15 protein-coding genes, 1 tRNA gene and 1 other RNA gene are annotated in these 18,517 nt (G+C 71.5%); 5 read left to right on the forward strand and 12 right to left on the reverse strand.

The window, feature by feature from the left end:
• Positions 1–1,311 (reverse strand): DNA polymerase III subunit gamma and tau (locus AB0D08_RS28255; protein ID WP_359892795.1); only part of this gene is annotated, 1,311 nt, incomplete at its 3' end.
• Positions 1,312–1,417: 106 nt separating this feature from the next.
• Positions 1,418–1,508: signal recognition particle sRNA small type (gene ffs / locus AB0D08_RS28260), an RNA gene on the reverse strand.
• Between the two features lie 131 nt (positions 1,509–1,639).
• On the opposite strand from ffs, the gene AB0D08_RS28265 reads away from it, so the two are divergent.
• Positions 1,640–1,724: transfer RNA gene (locus AB0D08_RS28265), tRNA-Ser, on the forward strand.
• Positions 1,725–1,899: 175 nt separating this feature from the next.
• Here AB0D08_RS28265 and AB0D08_RS28270 read toward each other — a convergent pair.
• The gene (locus AB0D08_RS28270) at positions 1,900–2,871 is read right to left on the reverse strand and encodes an RNA polymerase subunit sigma-70 (RefSeq protein ID WP_359892798.1); all 972 of its coding nucleotides are present in this window, start codon (positions 2,869–2,871) and stop codon (positions 1,900–1,902) included.
• A 68-nt stretch (positions 2,872–2,939) separates the two neighbouring features.
• On the reverse strand, positions 2,940–3,680 hold the full coding sequence (locus AB0D08_RS28275) for an SDR family oxidoreductase (protein WP_359892800.1): 741 nt from the start codon (positions 3,678–3,680) through the stop codon (positions 2,940–2,942).
• Positions 3,681–4,278: 598 nt separating this feature from the next.
• On the opposite strand from AB0D08_RS28275, the gene AB0D08_RS28280 reads away from it, so the two are divergent.
• A complete protein-coding gene (locus tag AB0D08_RS28280; RefSeq protein ID WP_149037914.1) occupies positions 4,279–6,282 on the forward strand; it encodes an SMI1/KNR4 family protein in 2,004 nt (667 codons plus the stop codon).
• On the opposite strand, the gene AB0D08_RS28285 is transcribed toward AB0D08_RS28280, so the two are convergent.
• Positions 6,234–6,578: an NAD(P)H-binding protein gene (locus AB0D08_RS28285; protein ID WP_082526220.1), complete on the reverse strand. Its 345-nt coding sequence runs from the start codon at positions 6,576–6,578 to the stop codon at positions 6,234–6,236. The two genes, AB0D08_RS28280 and AB0D08_RS28285, sit on opposite strands and share 49 nt — an antisense overlap.
• On the opposite strand from AB0D08_RS28285, the gene AB0D08_RS28290 reads away from it, so the two are divergent.
• Positions 6,577–8,367 carry an RICIN domain-containing protein gene (locus AB0D08_RS28290; RefSeq protein WP_359892804.1) on the forward strand — a complete coding sequence of 597 codons (1,791 nt, stop codon included), beginning with the start codon at positions 6,577–6,579 and terminating at the stop codon, positions 8,365–8,367. The genes AB0D08_RS28285 and AB0D08_RS28290 overlap by 2 nt on opposite strands.
• A 560-nt stretch (positions 8,368–8,927) precedes the next feature.
• On the opposite strand, the gene aspA is transcribed toward AB0D08_RS28290, so the two are convergent.
• The 5 genes from aspA to AB0D08_RS28315 all read right to left on the reverse strand — a co-directional run bounded on the left by aspA (position 8,928) and on the right by AB0D08_RS28315 (position 14,556).
• Positions 8,928–10,340 carry an aspartate ammonia-lyase gene (aspA, locus tag AB0D08_RS28295; RefSeq protein ID WP_033818219.1) on the reverse strand — a complete coding sequence of 471 codons (1,413 nt, stop codon included), beginning with the start codon at positions 10,338–10,340 and terminating at the stop codon, positions 8,928–8,930.
• Between the two features lie 38 nt (positions 10,341–10,378).
• Positions 10,379–11,389, reverse strand: coding sequence for an asparaginase (locus AB0D08_RS28300; protein ID WP_359892806.1), 1,011 nt, complete (start codon positions 11,387–11,389; stop codon positions 10,379–10,381).
• Between the two features lie 26 nt (positions 11,390–11,415).
• Positions 11,416–12,873 carry an amino acid permease gene (locus AB0D08_RS28305; protein WP_359892809.1) on the reverse strand — a complete coding sequence of 486 codons (1,458 nt, stop codon included), beginning with the start codon at positions 12,871–12,873 and terminating at the stop codon, positions 11,416–11,418.
• A complete protein-coding gene (locus tag AB0D08_RS28310; RefSeq protein WP_359892812.1) occupies positions 12,870–13,547 on the reverse strand; it encodes a FadR/GntR family transcriptional regulator in 678 nt (225 codons plus the stop codon). Before AB0D08_RS28310 ends, AB0D08_RS28305 begins: the two co-directional genes overlap by 4 nt.
• Positions 13,548–14,094: 547 nt before the next feature.
• Complete coding sequence (locus AB0D08_RS28315; protein ID WP_033818223.1) at positions 14,095–14,556, reverse strand: SRPBCC family protein; 462 nt, start codon at positions 14,554–14,556, stop codon at positions 14,095–14,097.
• Between the two features lie 313 nt (positions 14,557–14,869).
• On the opposite strand from AB0D08_RS28315, the gene AB0D08_RS28320 reads away from it, so the two are divergent.
• Positions 14,870–15,790 (forward strand): histidine kinase, encoded by a 921-nt coding sequence (locus tag AB0D08_RS28320; protein WP_359892815.1) that lies wholly within the window; start codon positions 14,870–14,872, stop codon positions 15,788–15,790.
• Positions 15,787–16,533, forward strand: coding sequence for a response regulator transcription factor (locus AB0D08_RS28325; RefSeq protein ID WP_359892817.1), 747 nt, complete (start codon positions 15,787–15,789; stop codon positions 16,531–16,533). The genes AB0D08_RS28320 and AB0D08_RS28325 overlap by 4 nt, the downstream gene beginning before the upstream one ends.
• Here the strand turns inward: AB0D08_RS28325 and AB0D08_RS28330 are convergent.
• Positions 16,491–17,513 (reverse strand): haloalkane dehalogenase, encoded by a 1,023-nt coding sequence (locus tag AB0D08_RS28330; RefSeq protein WP_359892820.1) that lies wholly within the window; start codon positions 17,511–17,513, stop codon positions 16,491–16,493. The genes AB0D08_RS28325 and AB0D08_RS28330 overlap by 43 nt on opposite strands.
• A 106-nt stretch (positions 17,514–17,619) precedes the next feature.
• Positions 17,620–18,435 (reverse strand): NAD(P)H-binding protein, encoded by an 816-nt coding sequence (locus AB0D08_RS28335; RefSeq protein ID WP_033818224.1) that lies wholly within the window; start codon positions 18,433–18,435, stop codon positions 17,620–17,622.
• Positions 18,436–18,517 lie beyond the last annotated feature (82 nt).

The raw sequence follows: 18,517 nt of genomic DNA on the forward strand, positions 1-18,517 counted from the left end.
CGGGCCGTCAGCAGCCCGCCGACGACCGCTCCGACGAAGGCCGGCATCTCCGCGATCCCGGCGGTCAGCGGGCTGAGGCCCCGGACCAGCTGCAGCCGGCTGGTACTGCGGCGCGGCGGCGAAGCCCCCGGCCGGGGCGGTGAGGGCCCCGGTCGCGGCCCGCCGCTCCAGCTTGTCCAGCCGGGCCTGCAACGACAGCTCGTCGCTGTACGCGCCGGGCAGCATCACCCGGGCGCAGATCAGCTCCAGCTGGAGCCGCGGGGCCGCGTTCCCCCGCATCTCGGTCAGGCCGGTGTTGACGATGTCGGCGGCGCGGCTCAGCTCGGCCGCGCCGAACCCGTCCGCCTGCGCCTGCATGATCGCGACCCGGTCGGCGGGCGCGTCGAGCAGCCCCTTCTCCCCCGCGTCCGGCACGGTGGCGAGGATCACCAGGTCGCGCAGCCGCTCCAGCAGGTCAGTGACGAACCGGCGCGGATCGTGCCCGCCCTCGACCACCCGGTCGATCACCTGGAAGACGGTCGCGCCGTCCTGCGCGGCGAATGCGTCGACCACCTCGTCCAGCAGCGCGGAGTCGGTGTACCCGAGCAGCGCGGTGGCCATCTGGTACGTCACCCCGCCCTCGGTGGCACCGGCCAGCAGCTGGTCCATCACCGACATCGAGTCACGCACCGAGCCGGCGCCGGCCCGCACCACCAGGGGGAAGACCGAGTCCTCGACCTGGATCTGCTCCCGGCCGCAGACCTGGGCCAGGTAGTCGCGCAGCGTGCCGGGCGGCACCAGGCGGAACGGGTAGTGGTGGGTGCGGGAGCGGATCGTCCCGATCACCTTCTCCGGCTCCGTGGTGGCGAAGATGAACTTCAGGTGCTCCGGCGGCTCCTCCACCACCTTCAGCAGCGCGTTGAAGCCGGCCGAGGTCACCATGTGCGCCTCGTCCAGGATGAAGATCTTGTACCGGCTGTGCACGGGCGCGAAGAACGCGCGCTCGCGCAGCTCACGGGCGTCGTCCACACCACCGTGCGAGGCGGCGTCGATCTCGATCACGTCGATCGAGCCGGGCCCGCCGGTCGCCAGGTCGCGGCAGGACTGGCACTCCCCGCACGGGGTCGGCGTCGGGCCCTGCTCGCAGTTGAGACAGCGGGCGAGGATGCGCGCGCTGGTCGTCTTGCCGCAGCCGCGGGGGCCGCTGAAGAGGTAGGCGTGGTTGACCCTGTTGTTGCGCAGGGCCTGCTGGAGCGGAGCGGTCACGTGCTCCTGCCCGATGACCTCCGCGAAGGTCTCCGGGCGGTAGCGGCGGTACAGGGCTAGGGACACGCCACCGACGATATCGGGCGGGACAGACAAACGCGTCGCCCCGCAGGCCACCCCCCTACTGCCAGACCCCGAACCCTGCACCCGGCCGGACCCGGTCCGGGAACGCAAGGACCCCTCGTGCACCCGCCAGAGCCCTCCTACCCTTGCTGCCTTCCGGCCCTGGGGGGGTTCAGAGAGATAACGCCACACGAGGGGCTGGCACCAGAGTAGCGGATCCCCGCCCCGACCTGTACCGCCACCCCGCATCCACGATCCGCAGGCAGCCACCCGTGACCACCTGCGGATAGCTGGTCGCGAGCACCCCGGAACATGTACTAAGCTCTCCCACGGAGGATTCGCCTAGAGGCCTAGGGCGCACGCTTGGAAAGCGTGTTGGGGGCAACCCCTCACGAGTTCGAATCTCGTATCCTCCGCCTTCACGAAGGCCCGGACCGTTCTACGGTCCGGGCCTTCGTCGTTCACCGGCCTCCCACACTGGACGACGGCGACTTCGCCGCTTCGACGAACCACGCCTCGCGGGCTGCGCGGACTGCGCGGCCGTCAGGCGCCGGGGAGGATCGCAGGAAGCACGTCGGCAGACCGAGGATCTCAGCCACGTTCCGTCGCGAGCGCGGGATCGAATCCGAACGTCGGCACCAGGCTCGCGTCGTTGAACGCCGTGATGCGGGCGACGCGGGCGCCGATCAGGGTCAGGACCTGGACGCCGTAGGGCTCGTACCGCCCGTCCCCCGCGTGCCTGTGGATGACGAAGGCGGACTGGCCGTTGGCGCTGGTGGGCGTCAGCCGCCAGAGGTCGGGGCGCAGCACCTGGTCGGTCAGGAAGCCGAGGACGGCCCGGCGGCCGGTGAACCAGGTCGGGGTGGGCGGCATCTCCAGCTCGACGTCGACGCGCAGCAGGTTGACCAGCGCGGCGAGGTCGGCGCGGGTGAAGGCGTCGACGTAGCCGTCGAGGAGGGTGCGCCTGGTCTCCTCGTCCGGCTCGGCCAGGTCGTCCGCGACCGGTCCGGCGTCGGCCAAGCGGGCGCGGGCGCGGCGGAGCGCGCTGTCCACGGCCGCGATGGTCGTGTCCAGCATCTCGGCGACCTCGGCTGTCCGGAACCCCAGTACGTCGCGCAGGGTCAGCACGGCGCGCTGGCGGGCGGACAGATACTGGAGCGCGGCGATGAAGGCGAGGCGCACGCCCGTCCGCGCAGCCACGACCGTCGCCGGGTCGTCGGCGCCGAACCGGGCGTCCGGCGCCGGCTGGAGCCACGCCATCGTCGGCTCGCGGGGAGCCACCGCCACCCGGTGGTCGTCCGATGGCGCGCCCAACCCCGACGGCAGGGGCCTGCGTTTGCGCGTCTCCAGTGCCGTCAGGCAGGCCATGGTGGCGATCCGGTACAGCCACCGCCGCACCGAGGATCGCCCCTCGAAGCCGTCGAACCCACGCCACGCCCGCAGGTAGGTCTCCTGCACCAGGTCCTCGGCGTCATGGATCGAGCCGAGGATCCGGTAGCAGTGCGCGAGCAGTTCCGGCCGGAACGGCTCGGCCAGGGCGGTGAAGTCGGCGTTCGAGGGCATCGCGGATCCTCCTCGGAGTGCGGCGGGGCCACTGTAGGCGGCGGTGGGCGGCGTGGCCGGGTGGCGGCTCAGCCGATCGGGCTCAGACCCTCGCTGCCGAGCCGGTACTCCGCACCGCTGTCCGGGTTCCCGGCGAGTTCCACGACGGCCTTGCCGACCTGCTCCAGGTGGAGGATCGGCTGCCGTCCCTCGATGAAGGTCTCCCGATCGACACCCACCCGCGCGGCGTAGCCCGTGACCCCGGCCTCGCCCACCCCGCCGACCGGGGTCATGTCCGGCAGCACCGTGACGAACCGGATTCCCGACCCGGCCCGCTCGGACTCCTCGGCGCCGTACTGGCGCAGGTAGCGGACGGCGGCCTTGGCGCTGGCGTACCCGCCGCTGAGCGGGGAGCCTCCCAGAGCGGCCCCACTGGACATCGACAGGACCAGGCTGCCCGGCGCCAGCGGCTCCCGCAGCGCCGCCCCGGTCCAGGTGAACACGTGCCGGGTGTCGACCTCCCAGTTGCGACTGAAGGTCTCCCAGGTCTGCTCCTGCACGGGCGCCATGTGCGGCGTGGCCCCGGCGTTGAGGACGAGCAGACTCGGGCTGTGCGTGCGGATCACCTCTGCGGCGAGCGCTTCGTCGGTGGCGTCTGCGGCAACGGGCGTGAAGCCCTCGCCGAGTTCGTCGCGTACGGCGCGCAGCCCCTGCCCGTCGCGGGCGATGCCGATGACGCGGGTCCCCCGGGCGACGAGCGCGGCGGCAATCGCGCGCCCGAAGCCACGGCTGGCACCGGTGACCACTGCGGTCTGAACGGGATCTGACATCGGAATCTCCTCAGTACTGGTCGGGTCCGGTACCTATCCAGACCAGCGGCGGGCGGAAAAACCGTCGCCCTCACGGAAAGATCTTTTGGAGGCACCCGGGAAACACCCGTCGCCGCTTCGACACCGCCCGCATCGCCCGCCCCGTTGCCCATCAGCGCCCCGGATCGGCAGCACCGGCTGCGAGGCCGACTGGCGACCCGGGCCCTCGGAGGGGGCGGGCTACGCAGTGGGAGTACGAGGCGACCGCCAACGGACATGTCAGCTACCTCGCCGACGAGCCCGACCGAACCGTCCACCTCGTTTTCCGCCTCCCTCGGCACCCCAGGGACACCGACAGCTATCGGAGAATTGGCGCGCCGGAATCGGCCACCTCGGCGTGCCGCTGCTGCCGGCCGGGGGGCGGTCGGGTACATCCTGGCCGCGGGCGAGGACCACTGTGAGCTTCGGTGCCCGGTCCGCAACCGGCGCACCTGCGGCCCCCTCGACATGATCCCGGGCTGTCACCGCCCCGGCATAGGGTGCGACTCCGACGAACAGTCGTTGATCTCGCGGAGGTTGACCCGTGGTGGCACACCTGAGCCATGTACCCCGATCCTGCATGGCATCCTGGCTGCTGCCGAACGGCCCGGAGTACTTCATCCCGGAATTCACGTCGGCGGCGTGTACGGCGGCGCGTATGGTACTGGCCGAGGACGACGCTCGGCGCGAAGCGGTCGGCCTGACTCTCATCCACCTGCTGGACCACGGTTTCGCGATCCGCCCCGAGGTGGCCCGCACGATCGTGGAGCTTGTTCCCGAGCAACGGGCTGCCGCCGCCGCGCAGTTGCGCCTCTACGGCGCCGACCCGATGAACGATCGGGCGCGTATCCCATATCCGCAGCAGGACGTCTCCGACACGAGTTCCGCCGCGCTGCTCACGCACATCGCCCTGGCAGTCCTGGACCCCGACGAACTCCCGGCGGCACGGGAGCGGTTCCGGAACACCGGCGATGCCAGGGCCGCCGTCCACAGCGCCGCACTCGCCCGACTCGGACCGGAGCCGAGGGAGGACGCCCTGGTCCGGCTGACGGCGGGCGCCAACCGGAACCGGACCCGGAGTGAGTCGTCGGCCGTGCCGCCGTCGATGCTGCGCATGGCGCTCGAAGACGGGACGTGGTCGGCACTAGTCTCGCTGGCGCTGTTTCCGGACGAGTGGAAGTCACCGCACGGCCCGGTGAGCGAACTGCCTGACCTCGTCCCATCGGGGTGCGCGGCAGTACGCGAGATGCTCGCCCAGGACACGGCTCAGCGCGAGGCGATCGGCAGCGCGCTCGTCGACCTGCTGGATCTCGACTTCGTGAGCCGCATCGAGGTGGCCCGCACCATCGTGGACCTCGTTCCCGAGCAACGCCTGCGCGCGGCTGCGAAGTTGAGCGGATATCTGGCGAACCTTCCGAACGACCCGGCGCTGGTCCACTCTCTTCACAAGGATCTTTCCCCCACCGCTCCCGCCGCGATGGCCACCCAGATCGCGCTGGCCACGCTCGACCCCGGGCAGTCCGAGGCGGCGCGCTCCCGGCTCCAACTCGCCAACGGACACGTGGAGCCCTTCTTCGCCGCCGACTTCGCCCAGCTCGGACCGCAGCACACCAACGACGTGCTGGCCCGGATGGCTGCGCGGCTGACGCCCCGGCGAGTGCAGGAGATGTTCACGCTGAGCCCGTACGTGGATCGGCAGCATGTTTACGAACTGCTGCACGGCGTGGTCGCCGGTGGCGTGCCGGTCGGTCTCGTCGCGGTGCCGCTGACCGTGCTGGAGCTGGCCGAGCGTCCTGACGCGGTGCGGCTGGCACTGGAGTCATTGGTGCTGAACCCGAAGGAGTACCTGGTCACGGGCGGAGACAAGGACATCGTGGCGGCGGTGCTCGATGCGGGTCCTGAGTTTCAGGGCCAGGTGACCGCGGCGCTGTGGTGGGTCGTCAGGAAGCTGTCGCTCAACCGGGCACTGCGTCTCCAGGCCGCGGCACGGCTCGGCCCGTCCGACCGCGAGGTCGCCGAGCGGTTCCTGACCGGCCCGGACTCCGAGAGCGCACGGCTGGAGCGCGCGGCGGTGGCCGAGGCCTGGCGGCGGATCGAGGAGGCGCTGACGGTGCACGCTCCGGCGCTGCTAGGCGGCCTGGCCGCACCGGCGAGCGCCGAGGAGGTCGCGATGGCCGAGGCGCAGCTCGGATATCCGCTGCCGGTCGACTTCGCGGCCTCGTGCATGATCCACCGTGCGGTCGACATTCCGGGCGCGGGCCCCGACGACTGGATGCACTGGGACGTTTCCGAGCTTGCCGAGATACGCGAGAACACGGCCGACGACTGGTCCTCGCGGGCCTACGTTCCGCTCACCGTGGAGGGCGACGGCTCCCACGTGGTCATGGATCTGGACCCCGAGGGGTCGCCGGGCCGGTTGATCTACTCGGACCAGGGCTGGGACCCCGATCCGGATGACGAGCGTGCACCGAGCTGGCTGTCCGTCCTGGAGTCCTTCGCCGGCAACCTGGAAGCCGGCTGTTACCGGTACAGCATCTACGACGACGCTACCGGCGCGGGCGAACTCCTCCACGAGCACCTCTGATCAACGGCCCCACCACCGAAGGCCCCCACCCTCCGGGCGGTTTCCTCGGTCGGGGTGTCGACGAGGGCGGCGGGACGCAGGATCGTCCAGTCCAGCGGCCGGTCCCTGATCGCCTCCTCGGCAGCCCGCTTCGCCTTCAGGTTCGGTCCGGCCCCCGCGGCGAACACCACCGCGTCGGCGCGTGGTGCCCGAAAAAATCTTTGCGATCCGCGGCAACCCTTTCGGGGGCGGCGACAACTGGGGGGGTGTCCGGACACCCGGTCTGTCACAGACAACGGCTGAAAGAGAGCAGGCATGTCCCTCGCCCCAAGTCACAGGAAGCGGCGCCTGTACCAGCGTCGGAGTCTCTGGGCGGCCGTCGGCCTGGCCGTCCTTGGCGGCTCCGTGGCCGTGGTCAGCACGGCCTCGGCGGGAACCGTCGACACCAACGCCTGGTACACGCTGGTCAACCGCGCCACCGGCGAGTCGCTGGACGCCCTCGACTACGCCACGTACGACGGTTCTCCGCTGGGGCAGTGGAGCCGTACCGGCGGGACCAACCAGCAGTGGAAGTTCGTCGACTCCGGCGAGGGGAACTACCGGCTGCAGAACCGTAACTCCGGCAAGGTCCTGGACGACTACGGCTGGTCGGACGCCGAAGGCGCCGCGCTGGTGCAGTGGCGCGACCTGAACGGCGCCAACCAGCAGTTCCACCTGGAGAAGTCGTCGGACGGTTACGTGCGTCTGATCAACCGCTTCAACGGCAAGGCCGTCGAGGTCCCGGGCGGTTCCAAGACCGACGGGAGCCACCTCGCCCAGTACCACGACTGGAACGGCCCCCAGCAGCAGTGGCAGCTCGTCCCGGTCGGCGGCAACACGGGCGGCTCCGGCAGCACCGCCACGCCCACCACGCCCACCACGCCCACCACGCCCACCAAGCCGACCGGCAGCGCTCCGGCGAGCCAGGCTCCGAGCACCCGCCCGACCTCCGTGCCGCCGGCGTCCCCGGCCCCCGGCAGCGTCAGCTCGGCGAAGACCCTCATGGGCAGCACAACGATGCTCATCGGCGGCGCGATGGACGACTCCTCGGCGCACGCCGCGCCGTTCGACGTGCGGTACAACTACGTGCACAGCCAGCCCGCGCCCTCGTCGGACGCCTACACGGCGGCCCGCTGCCAGGACGGGTGGTCGGGCTGGTGGGGCTGCTGGACCGGCAGCACCACGGCGCCCGGCACGTTCGTGACCTACAAGGACGCCAATGCGGCTCATGAGACCTACCAGGGCAAGTCGCGCCCGCAGAAGCAGCTCTGGACCTGGTACTCGCTGCGCGACCTCGGCGACGCGGCGGGCCAGGGCGGCGGCCCGGGCGAGGTCCAGGCCATCAACCGGGCCGACCTGCTCACCCGCTACCTGAACGACTACCGCTTCTTGCTCCAGAAGATCGGCACCTCGCACGACATGATCGACCTCGAGCCCGACTTCTGGGGCTACGTCCGCTCGCTCGGCAACCCGCACCAGGTCGCCGCGCAGGTCCAGGCCGCGAACCCCACGGACTGCGGCTCGCAGGAGAACAGCGCCTCCGGCCTGGCCCAGTGCCTTATCTCGATGGGGCACAAGTACGCGCCGAACACCGGCATCGGCCTGCACCTGTCCTGCTTCGACTGGCAGCAGAACACCCCGCAGTGCGCCAAGGACTACGCGGACCTCGGGGCATCGAGCGCCGACTTCCTGGTCACCGACGTGACGGACCGCGACGCGGGCTGGTACGCACTGCCCGCCCACGGCAGCAAGAACACCTACTGGAACGACCAGAAGGGCTTCGCCGCGCTCGCCTTCTACAAGACGATGGCCGAGGCCGTGGGCAAGCCGGTGGTCCTGTGGCAGGTCCCCCTGGGCAACATGGCGCAGAACAACACGCCCAACCACTACAAGGACGACAAGGTCGACTGGTTCTTCTCGCACCTGGACCAAGCGGCGAACGCACACGTCGGCGGCATCCTGTTCGGCGCCGGCTGGACGGAACAGACCACGCCCGAGACCGACGGCGGCAACCTGATCAACAAGACCATCGCCTACCGCAACGCGGGCGGCACGCCGCTCAAGTAACCAGCAAGCGCACATAGGGAGCAAGCCCCGGGCCACCGGCCTGGGGCTTGCCCGCTTTGGCGGCTGACGGAGCGGCTTACGCCACGCTCTCGCCGGAACCACCAAAGCCATCGCTTCGAGGACACCGAGTGCGCTGGCGACGACGACGCCCTTGCGGTCTTCCTCGACCGCGAAGCAGCAGCCGACTCCGACCTCCGCCTTCAGGCCCGGGACGACCGTGCCAAGGCCGTCGAGCCGGCCATCCTCGTCCTGGGCCACTGGCTGGCCACCACCGCCCAACCGGAGAGCCGCCGGTGAGCGCCCTCGCAGCCTTCCGCAAGCCCCTCGGCCGGGCAGCGGCCGACACCGAGGTCGCGGGCTGGCAGGCCGTCTCCCGCGCGCTGCCGGTGCCCCGGCTGCTTGGCCGCACCGACGACTTCGTGGCCTACGAGGACGTGTTCGCCAGTGGCCGGTGCACCAAGCTGCTGGGCGACGTGATTGCCACCGCCGACCGCCACCCGGACACAGCGGTGGCTGGAAGAACGGCCCGGGGGCGTTCCCCCCGCTCGGGCCGACCGGGGTCAGAGCTGCGGCGAACCGCTCCCCGCGAGCACCTCGGGCCGCAGCAGCGCCTGCAGCCGCTCGGCCGGCAGCAGGCCTTTCTCCAGCACGAGTTCGGCGACGCCGCGCCCGCTGACCAGGGCCTCCTTGGCGATGCCGGTGGCCGCCTCGTAGCCGATGTGGGGGTTGAGGGCGGTGACCAGGCCGATGGAGTTCTCCACGGCGGCCCGCAGCTGCGCCTCGTTCGCCGTGATCCCGGCGACGCATCGCTCGGCGAGGGTCAGGCAGGCGTGCTCCAGGTGCATGATGCTCTTGGAGAGGGAGTGCAGGATGACCGGCTCGAAGGCGTTCAGCTGGAGCTGCCCGGCCTCCGCGGCCATGGTGATGGTGACGTCGTTGCCGATCACCTCGAAAGCGACCTGGTTGACGACCTCGGGGATCACCGGGTTGACCTTGCCGGGCATAATGCTCGAACCGGCCTGCACCGGCGGCAGGTTGATCTCGTTCAGGCCCGCGCGCGGCCCGGACGACAGCAGCCTGAGGTCGTTGCAGGTCTTGGAGAGCTTGACGGCGATCCGCTTGAGCACGCCGGACATCTGCACGAAGGCACCACAGTCCTGAGTGGCCTCGACCAGGTTGGCGGCCGTCACCAGCGGAAGGCCGGTGATCTCGGCCAGGTGGCGGCGCGCCGACTCGGCGTATCCGGCCGGGGCGTTGAGGCCCGTACCGATCGCCGTGGCGCCGAGGTTGATCTCCTGGACCAGCTCGACGGCCTCCGCGAGCCGGCTGCGGTCCTCGTCGATCATGACCGCGTACGCCGAGAACTCCTGCCCGAGCGTCATCGGCACCGCGTCCTGGAGCTGGGTGCGGCCCATCTTCAGGACGTCGCGGAACTCGACGGCCTTGCGGGCGAAGGCGTCCTGGAGCACGGCCATCGCCTTGAGCAGACCGCGCACGGCGAAGACCGTGGCGATCTTGACGGCGGTCGGGTAGACGTCGTTGGTGGACTGGCCGAGGTTGACGTCCTCGTTCGGGTGGAGGTGCTGGTACTCGCCCCTGGCGTGGCCGAGCAGCTCCAGCGCCCGGTTGGCGACGACCTCGTTGGCGTTCATGTTCGTCGAGGTACCGGCGCCGCCCTGGATGACGTCGACGACGAACTGGTCGTGCAGCTTGCCGTCGCGGATCTCGCGGCATGCCTCGATGACGGCGGCGGCCTTCTCCTGTTCCAGCAGGCCGAGTTCCTCGTTGGCGAGGGCAGCGGCCTCCTTGACGGCGGCGAGGGCGTCGATCAGATGCGGGTACGCGGAGATCGGCGTCCCCGAGATGGGGAAGTTCTCCCTGGCGCGCAGGGTGTGTATGCCCCAGTACGCCTCGACGGGTACGTCGCGGTGGCCGAGCAGGTCGTGTTCGCTGCGGTGGGCTGCGGAGGTCATGGCGGTGTGGGCCTTTCGGAGGTGGACGATTCGCTCGGTCAGGCTTGCGTCGGGGAGAGCGGGTCGAGCGCGCGGACCGACCGGACGCTGCCGACCGGCTTGCCGCCTCCGAGTAGCGGTTCACCCGCGAACTCGGCGAGAGCCGCCGGGTCGATGCCGGCGCGGGCGAGGGCCGCGGCAACGACCGGTATGCGCGCCCGGTTCGCCCCGTCGGAGATCTTCACGGCGACGGCCCGGCCGTCCGGCAGGGCGGCGACCTGCACACCCTCGAAGCCGTCCTTGGTGAGGAGCCCGGGCACGGCGCGCATCAGCGCGGCGACGTCGCGCCCCGAGCCCGAGGCCATCTCGGCGTGCTCGCGTATCGCGTCGGCCACCCGGGCCTCCGGGGTGCCGGCCGGCGAGGTGGTGATCCGGGCCGCGGCGCGCGCGAGCCCGTGCAGCGAGGCGGTGAACAGGGGCGCGCCGCAGCCGTCGACGGTCACCCGGGCGATCGCCTGGCCGGTGAGGTCCTCGACGGTCTCGGCGATGGCCCGCTGGAGCGGGTGGGCGGGGTCGAGGTAGTCCTCCAGCGACCAGCCGTTGAGCTCGCAGGTGTACAGCATGGCCGCGTGCTTGCCGGAGCAGTTCTGCGCGAGCCGGGACGGCAGGCGCGCCTCGCGCACCCAGGTGTCGCGCACCACCGGGTCGTACGGAAGGTCGGGGATGTTGCGCAGGTCGTCCTCACGGACCCCGGCCAGCTCCAGGATGCGACGGGTGCCGGCAAGGTGCACTGCCTCGCCGGAGTGGCTGGCCGCGGTCAGCGCCAGCAGCTCCCCGTCGAGCGGCAGCCCCGCCCGCACCATCGCCACCGCCTGCAACGGCTTGAGCGCCGAGCGCGGATAGAAGGCGGCTTCGATGTCACCGAGTTGAAGCTCCACGGCCGAGTCGGCGCCCAGGACGACGACCGAGCCGTAGTGGATGCCTTCGACGACTCCACCGCGGACGAGGTGGGCGACCGGGGCGTGGCGGGGCTCCCGGATCACCGGAGGCTGGGCCTGAGCCTCAGCCACCGAACTTCCGTACGAAACTGCGTGGTTCACACGTTCACCTCGGAGGACTTCGTACGGGCGACCCGCCCGCGTACGCCGTACCAGCCGGCCACCAGGGCAGCCGCGATCAGCGGCACGCACAGCACCGTGGCACGGCTGGCGCCGCCGTCGGCGTACATCAGGACGAAGACGGAGACGAGGAAGCCGAGCGTGACGATCTCGGTCCATGGGGAGCCGGGCAGCCGGTAGCCCGGCCGGGACAGCTCGCCCGCCTGCGTCTTCCGCCAGAACAGCAGGTGGCAGATCATGATCATGCCCCAGGTGGACAGGATGCCGATCGCCGCGAAGTTGAGCACGATCTCGAACGCGTCCGCCGGGACGACGAAGTTGAGGCCAACGCCGAGGACGCAGATGCCGCTGGTGAGCAGGATGCCGCCGTAGGGGACCTGGGTGCGGCTCATCACGCCGGTGAACTTCGGTGCCGAGCCGGACATCGCCATGGAGCGCAGGATGCGCCCGGTGGAGTACAGGCCGGAGTTGAGCGAGGACATGGCCGCGGTGAGCACGACGAGGTTCATCACGGCGCCGGCCGCCGGGACGCCGATGTGGGAGAGGACCGTCACGAAGGGGCTCTGGCCTGCGGAGTACCTGTTCCAGGGCAGCAGCATCGACAGCAGGACGACCGAGCCGACGTAGAACAGGCCGACGCGCCACATGATCGAGTTGATCGCCTTCGGCAGGATCTTCTCAGGGTTCTCGGTCTCGCCCGCCGCGACGCCGACCAACTCGACGGAGGCGTAGGCGAAGACGACACCCTGGATGATCAGCAGCATCGGCAGCACGCCGTTGGGGAAGACACCGCCGTGGTCGGTGATCAGCGAAGGGCCGGGGACGGCGCCGTCGACCGGGTGCCGGGTGACCAGCAGGAAGATGGCGATCGCCATGAAGATCACGAGGGCGCTGACCTTGATGATGGCGAACCAGAACTCCATCTCGCCGAAGATCCTCACCGAGATGAGGTTCACGGTGAGGACCACGGCCAGGGCGACGAGCGCGATCACCCACTGCGGGATGTCGGAGAACAGGCCCCAGTAGTGGGTGTAGGTGGCCACGGCGGTGATGTCGGCGATGCCGGTGGTCACCCAGTTGAGAAAGTACATCCAGCCCGCGGTGTACGCGCCCTTCTCACCGAGGAACTCCCGGGCGTACGAGACGAACGCGCCGGACGAGGGCCGGTAGAGGACGAGTTCCCCGAGGGCACGGACGACGAGGAAGGCGAAGACGCCGCAGATCGCGTACGCGACGAAGAGGGAGGGGCCGGCGTCGGCGAGCCGGCCGCCCGCGCCGAGGAACAGGCCGGTGCCGATGGCGCCGCCGATGGCGATCATGTTGACGTGTCGGGACTTGAGGGACTTGCGGTAGCCCGCGTCACCGGCGTCGACGTGACCGGACGAGGTGCGGGTGTCCGCCTGGGCGGACTCTTCCTGCAGGGACTGCTCGCTCACGCCTCGGGTCTGCCTTCCGTGGGGATGTCCGTGCGCCGGGGGCGCACGATGTCGGTGAGGGTCGTCTCGACGCAGTCGAGGTGGTGGGCCATGGCTTCCACCGCGTCGTGTTGGGAACCGTCCACCAGCGCCTCGACGATCGCCCGGTGCTCGCGGTTGGACTGCTCGCGCCGACCTCCCAGATCGTTGAGGAAGGCCGACTGGCGGGCCAGCGCGTCCCGGATCTCCTCGATGATCCGGCGGAACACCGGGTTCTGAGCGGCCTCGGCCACGGCCAGGTGGAAGAGCGTGTCCATCGCGACCCACGCGGTGGTGTCGGTCTCCCGCTCCATCCGGTCCAGGAGGTGGGCCAGGTGGTCGAGGTTCTCCGGAGTACGGCGCAGCGCCGCATAGCCGGCGACCGGGATCTCGACGTGTCGGCGCACCTCCAGCAGGTCGCTGGCCGCGTAGTCGCCGAAGGTGGGGTCCTCGACGGTGCTGGCGACGACGAAAGTGCCCTTCCCCGTCCTGGAGACGGTCAGACCCATGGTCTGCAGGGCCCGCAGGGCCTCGCGCAGCACGGGGCGACTGACCTCCAGGCTGCGGCACAGCTCCGCCTCGGAGGGGAGCTTGTCACCGATCGCGTAGTCGCCGCGCTCGATGGCACGGCGGAGGTGGGTGAGGACCGCTTCCATGGCGCTGACGCGCCGCAGTCTCGTACCACCTGTCTGGCTGTCTGACAGGTTCACGGGAGTGATACTCCGGTTAACGGGACGTGACTGTCAAGGGTGCGGAGGCATGCCACGATCGCTACGAAGCCACGCCGCGGGACTCCATCCACGCGCGGGACGCGCAGGCTTCTCGACGGCAGTTCCGAGTCCCAGCGTCGGCCCCGGTCGTGGATTCGGTCTCAGTTCTGGTCTCATTCATCGCCGTTCAGGCTGGTCCAGATGCCTTCTCAGCGACCAGAAAGCCGTAGGTGACAACGTGTACGGACCCCGCCGAACACCCCCGAGCAGAATTGGAAAGCGTGTTGGGGGCAACCCCTCACGAGTTCGAATCTCGTATCCTCCGCCGGCAGAAGGCCCGGACCGCTCAGCGGTCCGGGCCTTCGTCGTTCGCGGCCTCGGCCGAAGTCCCAACGGGCCCTCGGTCGGTCGGCGGCCCGTCCTCATCGACGTTCCTGACCGCTGGCCAGGTGAGACCACCACCCGCTCGGCAACGGTGGCAGGCCCGCCCGCCTCAGTGGCCGCCGGCCAGCCGCCGGGCCAGTACTCGGCCGCGCTCGGCCTGTACTGCTCCGGCCTTCCCGGCCGCGTAACGGAGGAGGCCGAAGGGCGCGTGCAGCCGCAGCCGATCGACCACCAGGGAACCGCCGTCGCCTCGGGCGGTGAGGGCGAACCGGTAGTCCATCCGCACACCACCGGGACTGACCACCTCGCCGCTGACCGTCGCCTCACCCGGAAGTCGGGCGTCGTCGGTGCGCAGGCTGACCTGGATGACGTTGTCGTGCCGGACCAATCCGAGGAACCGGAAGCGCTCGACGGCCACGTAGTGCGTGACCCCGCCCTCGCACCGCACGTCCCGCACGTCCACGAGCAGCGGGGAGAGACCGATGTAGTTCTCGGGGTCCGCCAGGTGGGCGAGCACCGCAGCGGGCGTCGCCGCGATGTCGTAGCTGTGGCTCAGTTCGGTGCTGGGCACGTCCAACTCCCCTGTCCGGTCCGGGTGCGGCCGTCATCGTGGATCGGGAACGATCGTCGGATGATCGCACCTTCCTGCCGGCTCCGTCAGGCCATCGCCGGAAGCTCCTCCGGCGACCTCAGTCGCCAATGACGTCAAGCCGACAGTCCGGCCTGCCGAGGCTGGTGTCAGACGGCCACGAGCCGTCCAAAAGCGGTGATCTCCGGCTGCGAGTACGTGATCCGCGCCCGGCGCCGAGGTCATCCCGGGGATGTACGGACCTGGGCCCGGCGGACGATGCGGCGGCGGGCGGGTGGCTGGCAGGGTGGGGGCCGTGTGGAGATCCGGGAGCGTCTGGCTGGTCGTCGCGTTGGCCGTGGTGGCGGTGGGGGCGGCGTGGCTGGCGGTCGCGCTCGGCCGGGCCCGGCGGCTGCACCGGAAGGTGATCGAGGAGCGCGGCTGGCTGCTCGAGCGGGAGCGCGAGAGCGCCGCGCGGGTCGCGGTGGACGCCGAACGGGCCCGGATCGCCAGGGAGTTGCACGACATCGTCAGCCACAACGTGAGCGTCATGGTGGTCCAGGCCGGGGCGGCCCGCGAGGTGCTCACCCTGCGGCCCGACCAGGCCGTGGAGGCGCTGATCGCCGTCGAGGGCGCCGGACGGGACGCGATGACCGAGCTACGGCACCTGCTCGGGGTGCTCGCGCCGTCGCAGAGCGGCGATGACGACCCCGACCCGGCCGCGCTGTCCCCGCAGCCCGGCCTGGACCAGCTCGGCCGGCTGGTCGACCGGATCGCGTTCGCCGGACTGCCGGTGGAGGTGCGGATATCCGGCGAGCCCAGGGCGCTGCCGGGCGGGGTCGGACTGACGGCGTACCGGATCGTGCAGGAGGCGCTGACCAACGCCCTCAAGCACGGCGACGCGACCAAGGCCGAGGTGACGGTCCGCTACGCCGACCGCCAGCTGCGGGTGGAGGTGCTGAACAGCGGACCCAGCACGCTGTTCGGCCGCCCCTCGTCCCCTGGCGCGACGGCGCCGACCGCGGGGCGGCGGGGTGACGGCGCGGGCCGCGGGCTGGTGGGCCTGCGGGAGCGGGTCGCGGTGTACGGCGGCGATCTGGACGCGCGGCGGCGGCTGGGCGGCGGCTACCGGGTCCGGGCCAGGATCCCGTTGGACCGGCCCTTCGAGCAGCCGTCGGACCGGCTGCCGGACCGGCCGTCGGAACGACCGCTGGACCGGCCGCGGGACCGGCCGTGACGGGCCCGGCGCCGGCCGGCGTCGCGGGTACCGAGGGCTCCGAGGGTGCCGGGCCCGCGCCGCGGGTCCTGATCGCCGACGACCAGGCGCTGGTCCGGACCGGGTTCCGCATGATCCTCACCGCGCGCGGCCTCGACGTGGTCGGCGAGGCCCGGGACGGCGCCGAGGCGGTGGCGGCGGCCCGCAGCCTGCGGCCAGACGTGGTGCTGATGGACATCCGGATGCCGAACCTGGACGGCCTGGAGGCCGCCCGGCAGGTCCTGGGGCAGGACCCGGACTGCCGGGTGATCATGCTGACCACGTTCGACCTCGACCAGTACGTCTACGCCGCGCTGGCGCTCGGGGCGAGCGGCTTCCTGCTGAAGGATGTCACCGCCGAGCACCTCGCTGCCGCCGTGCGCCTGGTCGGCACCGGCGACGCCCTGCTGGCGCCCTCGATCACCCGGCGGCTGGTGGAACGCTTCGCCACCGGCGGCGGCCCCGGCACCGACGCCGGGGAGCGCCGGACGCCGGCCGTCCACCGCGAGCTCGGCGCCCTGACCCCGCGCGAGCTGGAGGTCCTCACCCTGCTGGGCCGCGGCCTGTCCAACGCCGAGCTCGCCCGCACGCTGACGCTCAGCGAAGCGACCGTGAAGACCCACGTCGCCCGGATCTTCGCCAAGCTGACCCTCCGCGACCGCGCCCAGGCGGTCGTGCTGGCCTACGAGACGGGACTCGTCTCCCCCGGCGGGAGCGACGCGTAAGCACCTCCCGCCGCCGCTCCCGCCCCCGCCCCCGTTCCAGCCGTCCCAGCTGGCCCCGTCGGCCCAGCCGTCCGGGCCCGGTGGAGGCCGTGCCGGGCCGACCAGGCGGTGACGGCGACGGCGATGGCGATCGGCTGGTCCTCCGGGGTGTGGTGGCCGGCGACCAGGTCGGGGTGGTGCTCGATCTCGAGGCCGGCGATGTTCGCCGCGCACCACTCGACGGTCGCGGGGCCCATCATCACCCCGGGCCCGGGGGCGAAGGTCAGCAGCAGTTTGGGCACGTCCGCGCTGGCGGCCAGCCAGCTGTCGTACGCCTCGATCCTGGCGACGACGTCGGCGGGGTCGCCTCCCAGCGGCATCGACCGGGGCCACTGCAGCAACGGGCGGCGGCTGCGGCGGGTCGGGTACGGCTGGCGGTACACCTCCAGGTCTGCGGGGTCGAGGGGGGTGGCGAGGGAGCCGGGCAGCGCCTGTTCGATGAAGGCGTTGTCGTCGAGGATCATCGCCTCACCGACCTGCGGGGTCCTTATCGCCCGGAACAGCGGGCGGCCGCCCTCCGGGAACTCCTCCCAGCTCATCGGCTTCACGATGGTCTCGGTGAACGCGATGCCGCGGACCCGGTCGGGGTGCCGGGCGGCCCGGTCGAAGGCGAGGGCACCGCCCCAGTCGTGTCCGACCAGCACGACGTCGGTGAGACCGAGCGCGTCGAACCAGGCGTCCAGGTAGCGGGCCTGGTCGGCGAAGGTGTACGCGATGTCGGGCTGCCCGGACGCCCCCATGCCGATCAGGTCCGGGGCCAGCAGGCGGCCCGGCCGGCCGACGGCGGGCAGGACGTGCCGCCACAGGTGGGAGGAGGTGGGGTTGCCGTGCAGGAACACGATCGGCGGGCCTTCACCGCCTTCCCGGTGGAGCCCCCCATGGAGCTCCCGGTGGTGCTCCCGGTGGAACATGAACGAGTCGAGGACGGGCTGGACGGGCATGTCGGCCGCTCCTGTGCGGGTCGGGGGTCCAGGGGTCAGGGGTCCAGGGGTCGGGGTCAGGGGGGCGGGAGTTCAGGGCCCCGGGACGGTGCCCGGCTGCTGCAGGTCAGCGGAAGGCCGGGGCGGTCCGGGCGGCCCAGGCGGCGAAGGTGCGCGGCGCCCGTCCGAGGATGCGTTCGACGGCGGGGCTCACCTCCTGCTCGGCGGGCAGCGGCCGGCCGAGGATGGCGAGGGTGCCCTCCACCACCGGTTCCGGCATGAAGGCCAGCATCTGCGCGCGGGCCTCGGCGCGGGTCTGCTCGACGAACCGCACCGGGCTGCCCAGCGCCTCGCCGATCGCCTCGGCCCGCTGGCGCGGGCTGACGGCGGCGGGTCCGGTCAGGTCGTACGTCCGGCCGGTGTGGCCGCTCCCGCGCAGGACCGCGGCCGCGACCTCGGCCACGTCCGCGGGGTCGACGGTGGGCAGCGCGACGTCGCCGAAGGGCGCAGCGGCCGTCCGCCGCTCACGGATCGACCCGGCCCAGGCGAAGGCGTTGGAGTTCAGGCCCCCGGAGCGCAGGACGGTCCAGTCCAGGGCGGAGCGGCGTACCGCCTCCTCGAACGCGACCGGGTGGCGGTAGACCTCGGGCCTGGTCCCGGCTCCCTGCGAGGAGAGCAGGACGACCCGGCGCACGCCGCCCGCTGCGGCGAGGTCGAGGATGCCCTGCGGGTCCTCGCCGGCGACCAGCAGGAACAGCGCGTCGGCGCCGTCCAGGGCGGGGCGCAGGCTCTGCGGGTCGGCGAGGTCGGCCGCCACGTGCCGTACGCCGTCGGGCAGCGGGGCCGGACGGCGGGAGACCGCGGTCACCTGCTCGCCGGCGCCGGTGAGGATCCGGACCAGCTCCTGTCCGACGTTCCCGGTCGCACCCGTCACAACGATCATGAGAAAACCCCCGCGAGTTGGTCAGTGGATAGGTAAGTCAGTTGGCTGACTTAGTCGAGACCCTAGCCGCTCCCCGGGGCGC

Origin of the sequence: Kitasatospora sp. NPDC048540, assembly GCF_040651175.1 — a bacterium.
In the GTDB taxonomy this organism is placed as follows: Bacteria; Actinomycetota; Actinomycetes; order Streptomycetales; family Streptomycetaceae; genus Kitasatospora.

Coding starts and splice junctions, on each gene's coding strand:
- AB0D08_RS28270 (WP_359892798.1), bottom strand. CDS start 2,871: ATGCCCTCGAACGCCGACTTCACCGCCCTGGCCGAGCCGTTCCGGCCG.
- AB0D08_RS28275 (WP_359892800.1), bottom strand. CDS start 3,680: ATGTCAGATCCCGTTCAGACCGCAGTGGTCACCGGTGCCAGCCGTGGC.
- AB0D08_RS28280 (WP_149037914.1), top strand. CDS start 4,279: ATGGCATCCTGGCTGCTGCCGAACGGCCCGGAGTACTTCATCCCGGAA.
- AB0D08_RS28290 (WP_359892804.1), top strand. CDS start 6,577: ATGTCCCTCGCCCCAAGTCACAGGAAGCGGCGCCTGTACCAGCGTCGG.
- AB0D08_RS28285 (WP_082526220.1), bottom strand. CDS start 6,578: ATGCCTGCTCTCTTTCAGCCGTTGTCTGTGACAGACCGGGTGTCCGGA.
- aspA (WP_033818219.1), bottom strand. CDS start 10,340: ATGACCTCCGCAGCCCACCGCAGCGAACACGACCTGCTCGGCCACCGC.
- AB0D08_RS28310 (WP_359892812.1), bottom strand. CDS start 13,547: ATGGAAGCGGTCCTCACCCACCTCCGCCGTGCCATCGAGCGCGGCGAC.
- AB0D08_RS28330 (WP_359892820.1), bottom strand. CDS start 17,513: ATGCCCGTCCAGCCCGTCCTCGACTCGTTCATGTTCCACCGGGAGCAC.
- AB0D08_RS28335 (WP_033818224.1), bottom strand. CDS start 18,435: ATGATCGTTGTGACGGGTGCGACCGGGAACGTCGGACAGGAGCTGGTC.